The organism is Candidatus Edwardsbacteria bacterium (assembly GCA_018821925.1).
In the GTDB taxonomy this organism is placed as follows: Bacteria; Edwardsbacteria; AC1; order AC1; family EtOH8; genus UBA2226.
Window position 1 is genome coordinate 1 of record JAHJLF010000012.1, and the last position, 8,624, is coordinate 8,624.

7 protein-coding genes and 1 riboswitch are annotated in these 8,624 nt (G+C 51.4%); of the genes, 5 read left to right on the forward strand and 2 right to left on the reverse strand.

Annotated features, from left to right (window positions below; translation table 11 throughout):
* Positions 1–24: 24 nt before the first annotated feature.
* Complete coding sequence (locus KJ869_00930) at positions 25–642, reverse strand: hypothetical protein (GenBank protein MBU1575755.1); 618 nt, start codon at positions 640–642, stop codon at positions 25–27.
* 168 nt (positions 643–810) lie between these two features.
* On the opposite strand from KJ869_00930, the gene KJ869_00935 reads away from it, so the two are divergent.
* From KJ869_00935 to KJ869_00955, 5 genes are all read left to right on the forward strand, one after another.
* Positions 811–1,992: a pyridoxal phosphate-dependent aminotransferase family protein gene (locus KJ869_00935; GenBank protein ID MBU1575756.1), complete on the forward strand. Its 1,182-nt coding sequence runs from the start codon at positions 811–813 to the stop codon at positions 1,990–1,992.
* A 94-nt stretch (positions 1,993–2,086) separates the two neighbouring features.
* Positions 2,087–2,199, forward strand: a riboswitch (SAM riboswitch).
* Positions 2,200–2,431: 232 nt separating this feature from the next.
* Positions 2,432–3,394 (forward strand): methylenetetrahydrofolate reductase, encoded by a 963-nt coding sequence (locus KJ869_00940; protein MBU1575757.1) that lies wholly within the window; start codon positions 2,432–2,434, stop codon positions 3,392–3,394.
* On the forward strand, positions 3,391–6,639 hold the full coding sequence (locus KJ869_00945; GenBank protein MBU1575758.1) for a homocysteine S-methyltransferase family protein: 3,249 nt from the start codon (positions 3,391–3,393) through the stop codon (positions 6,637–6,639). The genes KJ869_00940 and KJ869_00945 overlap by 4 nt, the downstream gene beginning before the upstream one ends.
* A 56-nt stretch (positions 6,640–6,695) precedes the next feature.
* Complete coding sequence (locus tag KJ869_00950; GenBank protein ID MBU1575759.1) at positions 6,696–7,226, forward strand: ferritin family protein; 531 nt, start codon at positions 6,696–6,698, stop codon at positions 7,224–7,226.
* 18 nt (positions 7,227–7,244) lie between these two features.
* Positions 7,245–7,748: a ferritin family protein gene (locus tag KJ869_00955; protein MBU1575760.1), complete on the forward strand. Its 504-nt coding sequence runs from the start codon at positions 7,245–7,247 to the stop codon at positions 7,746–7,748.
* A gap of 57 nt (positions 7,749–7,805) precedes the next feature.
* Here KJ869_00955 and tpiA read toward each other — a convergent pair whose 3' ends face one another.
* Positions 7,806–8,555 carry a triose-phosphate isomerase gene (tpiA, locus tag KJ869_00960; protein MBU1575761.1) on the reverse strand — a complete coding sequence of 250 codons (750 nt, stop codon included), beginning with the start codon at positions 8,553–8,555 and terminating at the stop codon, positions 7,806–7,808.
* Positions 8,556–8,624: the final 69 nt, after the last annotated feature.

The following is an 8,624-nucleotide window of genomic DNA, read 5'->3' on the forward strand; positions in this document are numbered from 1 at the left end:
ATCCCTGCCAAATAAATAAAATGGCTATGACCGATCATTACTAATATCCTCAGTTTCTTCTAAGCCTAATCTTTTTAGGTAATTTGTCCATCCCTCCTCTTCTATGCATTGACGTATTTTTCTTAGATGATCAATATTTTTCTTATGGTACTTAGCTAAAAGAAAAAGAAAATTTTGTAAGTTATCAATGAACCATAATAGCGCTTTCCTTATTATAAATATATGCTCATCGGTTATTTTTATCGTTTTATGTTTTTTAGGGTGTGTGATATTATTTCTTATGCTAATTGCTTTTTTTACATCTTTCCAATTTTCACCTTTAATGAGTTTATGTTCATTACACATGAATGAGATTACAATATCAAATAAATATTCCCAACTTTTAGTGGTTGATAAGTAATATTTCTTTTTGGTTTTTGCGCCCTTTTTATATTTTATTTCAGTAATAAAAGATAGTTCATCATCATTCAATAGACCCGTGCCAAACGATTTAAAAACAAGATCTTTTAATTCATATGTGCAAGCATCAATAAATGCAAAAGCAGCTCTAACATAAGCACGCCTCCATATCTGTTTTCGACTGTCCTTCATAAGCTTTTCAAAGAAAATCACATCTTTAAAAAGGGTGCTGCTGGTTTTCATTAGAATTTCCTATGTTCAATATAATATTATAATTTATGATATTACAGCACTATATTGTTTGTCAATAAAATAATCTTTGCCCCTGCTGCCCGGCGGCTTAAAATGCTTGCCATAACAATGCCGTTTCGTGTATAATTGAGCGTCATTAAAATTACTCAAGGAAGCAAAATGGATATATTTAAAAAATGCATTGATTTTACCGATGCCCGCGATGCCCGCCAGGCCGGGCTGTATCCTTATTTCCACCCGCTATCGTCGGCCCAGGAGCCGGAGGTGATAATAGACGGTCAGAAGATGATCATGATCGGCTCCAACAACTACCTGGGCCTGACCACCCATCCCCGGGTCAAGGAGGCAGCCATTAAAGCCATCGAAAAATTCGGCACCGGATGCACCGGCTCCCGCTTTCTGACCGGCACCCTGGACATGCACAACGAGTTGGAGGCCAAGCTGGCCAAGTTCCTCAATAAGCCGGCGGCCCTGGTGTTCTCCACCGGCATGCAGACCAACCTGGGCACCATCTCCTGCCTGGGAACCAAGGATGACATCCTGATTACCGACAAGTTCGACCACGCATCAATACTGGACGGCTGCCGGCTGTCATATTCCATGATGCGCCGCTTCCAGCACAATGATATGGAAAGCCTGGAAAGACTGCTGAACGGGCTGGACCATAACAAGGGCAAGATGATCATCGTGGACGGCATCTACAGCATGGAGGGCGATATCGCCAACCTGCCGGAGCTGGTCCGCCTGGGCAAGAAATACAATGCCCGGGTGCTGGTGGACGACGCCCATGGCCTGGGGGTGCTGGGAAAGCACGGCCGGGGAACTGCCGAGCACTTCGGCCTGGAGCAGGAGACCGACCTGATGATGGGCACCTTCTCTAAGAGCTTTGCCGCCATCGGCGGAGTGGTGGCCGGCGATTTCGAGGTGATAGATTACGTCAAGCATTTCGCCCGCAGCATGATCTTCTCGGCCGCCCTGCCCCCGGCCCTGACCGCCGCCGTCTCGGCCGCGGTGGATGTCCTGCAGGATGAGCCGGAGCTGCTGACCAGACTGTGGCACAACGCCGACAAGATGCTGGCCGGATTCAAGGAGATGGGCTACGACACCGGGGTGGCCTGCACTCCCATCATTCCGCTGATGATCGGCTCCCGGGAGAAGGCCTTCGCTCTGTGGAAGCATTTGATGGCTCACGGAGTTTTCGCCAACCCGGTGATGTCCCCGGCGGTGCCCGAGGGCCGGGAGATGATCCGCACCAGCTTCTCGGCCGCCCACACCGAGGCCCAGCTGGACAAAGTGCTGGAGGAATTCCGCACGGCAGGGAAGGAACTGGGACTGATCTGATTTTTGATATTATTTTAAGAGGGCGCCACCTGGCGCCCTCTTTTTGCTTTATGCTTGACAAACAAAATTATTTTTGTTAATATCCCAATTGACATTATCATCAAGAGAGGCGGAGGGACAGGCCCGGTGAAGCCTCAGCAACCTGCGGATGAAATATTCCACAAGGTGCTAATTCCTGGAGTGATGCACAATCACTGAAGATGAAACAGAGGTTTAAAGACCCTTTTCTGAAGTGCATCCGCTCCGGAAAAGGGTTTTTTATTTCTCTGGCAATTAAATAGATCAATACCAATTATCCGTTTTGCCAAGGTCTGATTTGTCATGCCCGTGAAAACGGGCATCCATGCTTGGATTCCCTCTTTCGAGGGAATGACACATTGCTCTATATATTCGCCGAAGTAATAATTAGATATAATTCATTTATTAAAAGAGAGCATTTATGCACGTTACCCAGTATCTGGAACAGCGGAAGAGGACCCTGGTCTCCCTGGAGATAACCCCGCCGGAAAAGGGCCACAGCATCCAGGTGATCTACGACGCCATCGACCGGCTGATGCCCTACAACCCCTCCTTCATCAATGTCACCTACCACCAGCAGCGGATCGTCTACGAGGAGGTGAATGGCGTCATCGTCAAGATACCCAAGCGCAAGAAGCCCGGCACGGTGGGCATCTGCGCCGCCCTGGCCAATCGCTATCGGGTGGAGACGGTGCCGCACCTGATCTGCGGGGGATTCAACCGTTACGAGACCGAGGATGCCCTGATTGACCTGCAGTACCTGGGCTTCGAGAACCTGTTCGTCATACGGGGCGACCCCCCGCCCGATTACAAGGGCTTTCTCCCCGAACCCGAGGGGCACCACCATGCCTGGCAACTGGTGGAGCAGATCGCGCAGCTCAACCGGGGCCAGTATCTGGAGAATCTGGATGACGCCATCCCCACCAATTTCTGCATGGGCGTGGCCGGATATCCAGAAAAACATTACGAGGCTCCCAACCTGGCCGACGACATCCGAAACCTTAAGGCCAAGGTGGACCAAGGAGCGGCGTACATTTTGACCCAGATGGTGTTCTCGGCCGAGCTTTTCGAGTCATTCGTCAAAAAAGCCCGGGCCGCCGGTATAGAGGTGCCCATCATCCCCGGCATCAAGGTAATAGTCAATCATGATCAGCTGACCAGCATCCCCCGCGATTTTTACGTCTCCCTGCCGGAAAAACTGGTGGATCAAATCAAAGGCCACCGCGACAAGGCCGCGGCCCGCCAGGCCGGGATAGATTTTACCGCCCGGCTTTGTAAAGACCTGATCGATCTGGATGTCCCCTGCCTTCACTTTTACACCCTGGGCAAGACCTCCGCCACCGCCGAGGTGATGAAACAACTCAAGGAGAAACAGCTGATATGAGCAGTCAGGCTAATCTTTTAGATCAGGCCCGAAGCCGGATACTGATCTTCGACGGGGCCATGGGAACCTATCTCAAGGAACTGGGACTTACGGTTGAGGATTATAAGGATCGTCCCGGCTGCAATGAATATCTGGTTGTCAGCCGACCGGATCTCGTATCCAGAGTACATCGCGACTACCTGGCGGCCGGCGCCGATATCATTGAGACTGATACTTTCGGCGGGGCCCCGCATATTTTGGCGGATTACGGATTGGAAGCCGACGCTTTTGAAATCAACAAGACCGCTGCATCATTGGCCAGGCGGGCTGCCGACGAATTCTCCACTGCCCGGCATCCGCGATTCGTGGCCGGCTCCATGGGACCGGGATCGAAGATCCCTAGCCTGGGGCAGGTCAGCTTCGATGACCTGAAGGAAAGCTATTCTATCCAGGCTGAAGGCCTGTTGGCCGGTGGGATCGATTGTTTTCTGGTGGAGACCTGCCAGGACATCCTGCAGGCCAAGGCCGCCGTTTCCGCGGCAAGAGAAGTTCAGACAAAAAGATCCTTGATAAAACCGATCCTGGTTCAATTCACCATTGACCAGAGCGGCCGCACCCTGACCGGCAGCGATATCTCGGCCATCCTGGCATCCATTGAAACCTGGGCGGTCGATGCCATCGGACTCAACTGCAGCCTGGGGCCCGAAGGCCTGGCCGAAGCGGTTTACTATCTGGGCCACAACTCATCGAAGATGCTTTCCCTGCTCCCCAACGCCGGGCTGCCCAGGATGAAGAATGGGCAATTGTACTACGATCTGGGTCCGGAGCAATTCACCCGCAGCATGGAGGACTTCGCCAAGAATCCCGGCCTGAATTTCGCCGGGGGTTGCTGCGGCACCAACCCTGGATATATCAAAATGCTGGCCGAAAGGCTTAAGAATATTCCGCCCCGACGTCCGGTAAAAATGGCCGCCCGCATCTCCTCGCTTTACCAGTCGCAGGATATTGCGGTGTCGCCCAAACCTCTGCTGATAGGCGAGCGGACCAATGCTTCGGGCAGCAAGGCTTTCCGTGACCTGCTGGACAAGAACGATCATCAGGGCATGGCCGAGATGGCCTGCCAGCAGGAGCAGGAGGGCGCCCACGCCATCGATCTATCGCTGGCCCGGCCAGGCCGGAACGAGTCGGATGATTACCGCCGCCTTTGCTTTTTGCTGAACACCCGCTGCCGCCTCCCGGTGATGATCGACTCCACCGATCCTATGGCCGTCGAGGCAGCCTTGAAGAACCTCACCGGACGCTCTATAATAAATTCGATCAATCTGGAGGATGGCGGAGCCAAGGCCAAAAAGATTTTGACCCTGTGCCGGGAATACGGGGCCGCAGTGGTCTGTCTGACCATCGACGAGAAAGGCATGGCCCAAACTGCCGACCGGAAAGTGACGATAGCTAAACGGCTGGCCGCCCTGGCCCTGGAGCACGGCCTTTCTCATCGGGATATTTTCTTCGATACCCTTACCTTTACCCTGGGCAGCGGCGACCGAACATTGACCCGGGCCGGTCTGGAATCGCTGGAGGCCATCAAAGAACTGAAGAAGATACTTCCCGATTCCTTCACCATCCTGGGCGTCAGCAATATCTCCTACGGATTGCCTCAGGAGGCACGCAAGGCCCTGAATTCGGTATTCCTGCAGAGAGCCATCTCGGCAGGCCTGGATGCCGCTATAATCCATCCCGGAAAGATCATGCCCCTGAATCAGATACCCCGCCAAGTGCTGGAGTTATGTGACGATCTTATCTTCGACCGCCGCAAAGGACAATCGTCTCCACTGGAGTTGATGTTGAATTATTTTTCCGGCAGGCCGGAAAGGGCCCTGCCCAAGGCCAGGCTCCGAAAGTTGACTCCCAAAAAACAGATTCAGCAGAACATCATCCGGGGAGAGGAAAAATATCTTAGGGAGAATATAGCGATTCTGCTGGAGGACTATGGTCCGGTAGAGATCCTTGACCAGATACTTCTGCCAGCCATGGACCAGGTGGGAAAACTGTTCGGCCAGGGAGAAATGCAACTGCCTTTCGTTCTCCGCTCGGCCGAAGTTATGCAACAAGCGGTGGATATTTTAAAGCCTTACCTGAAAGGCCGAAAAACTTCTCGGACCGGCATCATCGTAATCGCTACGGTCAGGGGTGATATTCACGACATTGGAAAGAATCTGGCAGGCTTGATTCTTTCCGCCAACGGCTACAAAGTTATAGATTTGGGCATCAGGCAGACGGCCGAAGATATCCTCCTGGCTGTTAAGAAGCACAAACCAATAGCCATCGGCCTTTCGGGCCTGCTGGTAGAATCGGCCCGGGCCATGTCCGAATATCTGGAGGTATTCGCTCGAGCCGGAGTAGATTTGCCGGTTTTATGCGGAGGTGCAGCCCTAAACGAGGCTTTCGTAAAAAAAGAGCTTCAGCCCCTCTATCCGGGCAAGGTTTTTTACGCTCGTGATGCCATGGCCGGCCTTAAGATCGTGCAGGCGCTTTCCAAGAAATCTGGCCGTAAAAAGAGCCATGTGAATTCCCGCGTCGGCAAACCATCTGTCGGCAAAATATCCATAATCAAAAACATCCCCATTGAAGAACTACTGAACCTGGTCGATAAAAGGGCATTGTTCCAAAACCGCTGGCAGATGGTGTCAAAGATGGCTGGAAGCATCAAGAAAAAACAACAAACGGCCGAGGCTCAAAAAACTTTGAATGGTTTGATGATTCATTGTCTTAAAGGAAAAATATTTGAGCCCAAAGTGGTCCGTGGCGTTTTTCAAGCCAGCTGGGATAAACCTGTTTTAAAAGTGTTTTGTTCGAGCGAAACAAAGACCGTCGACCTTAATTTCTCCGGCACTTTGGCTGATAGATTTTTCAATAAACACACCCGAAATGATTTTATCATAGGACTTCAGGCGGTTACTCTGGGAGGCAGGATAAAAAAGGAATTTGCCCGGCTGAAAAAACAAAAAAAGATCCGGGACCAGTTCCTGTTGTACGGCCTGTCGGCCGAGCTGGCCGAGGGCCTGGCCAAATGGGCCCAGGAAAAGACCCAGAGGGCCCTGCGGCTTACCGGCACCAAAAGATTGAGTCCAGGATATCCGGTCTGGCCGGCCCTTTCGGAGCAGAAAAAAATATTTATGCTTTTAAAGCCGCAGCGAGTGGGCGTTAGGCTTTCTGCCTCCTGGCAGATGGACCCCGAATTCTCCACCAGCGCCATAGTAATAAAATAACTTGCATTTGTCTTTTTTCGGGGTTAAAATGTCCACAAATATTCGAAAGGACATATATGAGTAAAAATGCTTCCTCCGAACAGGCCCTTACGGCTCTCAACAAAGCCATCAAGGGCGAGAAGACCGGACTGGAAAGCTATTTGAAATTCGCCCGCGGCACCAAATCGCAATCGGGCAAGGATATGTTCATCCGTCTGGCCCAGGACGAATTCGGACATATGGAGCTTCTGGAGAAGGAACGCAACCGCCTTCAACAGGGAAAGAAATGGGTGGGCATTGATATCGCCCCATCCGATATTGAGGAGGTGGTCCCCAAGCTATCCTCCCAGCAGGCCAAAATAAAAGCCGAACAGGGCACCTCCGACGACCTGACCGCCCTGAATATCGCACTGGACCTGGAACGCAAAGCGGCCGATTTTTACATGCGGCAGGGCAACAAGGAGACCGACGTCACCGCCAAACAGATCTTTTTTCGTCTGGCCGAGATGGAGGAATCCCATTATAATCTGATACAGGCCGAGATCGACAATATCAATGACATCGGTTTCTGGTTCGGGATCAGGGAATTTTCTTTGGAATCAAATTAAACCATAAGGAGCGTAATCATGGACAAAACCATCGAAATGCTCAAACTGGCCATACTGGCCGAACAGGACGGTTATCACCACTATCTGATCGCTTCGGCCATCACCTCGGATAAAAAGGCCCAAGAGGTATTTAAAGCTCTGGCCCGGGACGAGGAATTGCACCGGAAGACCCTGCTGGACGGGATCGCCTCCTACGGTCGGGACAAGAAATGGAGCCTGGCCACGATAAACGGTAAATCGAAGGTATCCGCCGCCGGCCCCAGCCCCATATTTTCGGCGGAGTTCGTCAAGCGAATCAAGGACAAGCATTACGAGATGTCGGCCTTGTCCATCGGAATACTGCTGGAGCAGAATTCGATAGATTTTTATTCCAAGATGAAAAGCACGGCCAGGAACGCCAAGCTTAAAACCCTGTTATCCGTCCTGATAACCTGGGAGAAAAAACACCTGGAGGCGCTGGTCAAACAACAGAAATTATTCATGAGTGCTTACTGGGAAGAGGCCCGTTTCCAGCCGTTTTAAGGTAAAATATCAAAAGCCCGGATCGTAAGATCCGGGCTTTTCTGTTTGGTGCTGATATCAGAAATTTATGATCCTGGCAAAAGAGTCTATCTCCAGGCTGGCGCCCCCCACCAGCGCTCCGTCGATATCGTCCTGGGCCATCAATTCGGCTATATTATCCGGCTTGACGCTGCCGCCGTATTGTATCCTGATCTGCTCGGCTATTTCGCTTCCCCACAGCCCGGCCAGCAGGTCGCGGATATATCGGTGGGCCTCCTGGGCCTGTTCCTTGCTGGCCGTCATTCCGGTTCCGATGGCCCACACCGGTTCGTAGGCCACCACCAGTTTCAAGGGATCGGAGAGGTTTATCTCCTGCAGGCCGTGCAAAACCTGGCGTTTCAACACATCAAAGGTCTGTTCTTTCTGGCGCTCCTGCAGGGTCTCCCCGATGCAGAATATGGGTATCAGCCCTGAGGATAGGACCTTTTTGATTTTTTTATTGATCAGAGAGTCGTCCTCGTTAAAATATTGCCGCCTCTCCGAATGCCCGATTATTACATATTTGCATCCGGCATCGGATAGAAACGATATGGCGATCTCACCAGTGAATGCACCCTTGTCCTCATAGTGGCAATTCTGGGCTCCCAATTTAACATTAGATCCTTTTATTGCTTCAGCCACAGAGCCCAGAGCAGTAAAAGGCGGGCATAGAATAATTTGAACTTCTTTGGCCTCTTTGACTTTTTCAACGATCCCAGCCGCCAGGGCTTTGGCCTCGGGCATGTTTTTATGCATCTTCCAGTTTCCGGCTATGATTGGTTGTCTCATTATGCCGTCTCCTCAAATCTGAAATTTAATATTATTCTATTTATCGGTCAGTGCCGCTACGCCCGGCAG

Excerpts from the sequence above, each read along its gene's own strand:
- KJ869_00930 (MBU1575755.1), bottom strand. The coding sequence starts at position 642 with ATGAAAACCAGCAGCACCCTTTTTAAAGATGTGATTTTCTTTGAAAAG.
- tpiA (MBU1575761.1), bottom strand. The coding sequence starts at position 8,555 with ATGAGACAACCAATCATAGCCGGAAACTGGAAGATGCATAAAAACATG.
- KJ869_00935 (MBU1575756.1), top strand. The coding sequence starts at position 811 with ATGGATATATTTAAAAAATGCATTGATTTTACCGATGCCCGCGATGCC.
- KJ869_00955 (MBU1575760.1), top strand. The coding sequence starts at position 7,245 with ATGGACAAAACCATCGAAATGCTCAAACTGGCCATACTGGCCGAACAG.
- KJ869_00950 (MBU1575759.1), top strand. The coding sequence starts at position 6,696 with ATGAGTAAAAATGCTTCCTCCGAACAGGCCCTTACGGCTCTCAACAAA.
- KJ869_00945 (MBU1575758.1), top strand. The coding sequence starts at position 3,391 with ATGAGCAGTCAGGCTAATCTTTTAGATCAGGCCCGAAGCCGGATACTG.
- KJ869_00940 (MBU1575757.1), top strand. The coding sequence starts at position 2,432 with ATGCACGTTACCCAGTATCTGGAACAGCGGAAGAGGACCCTGGTCTCC.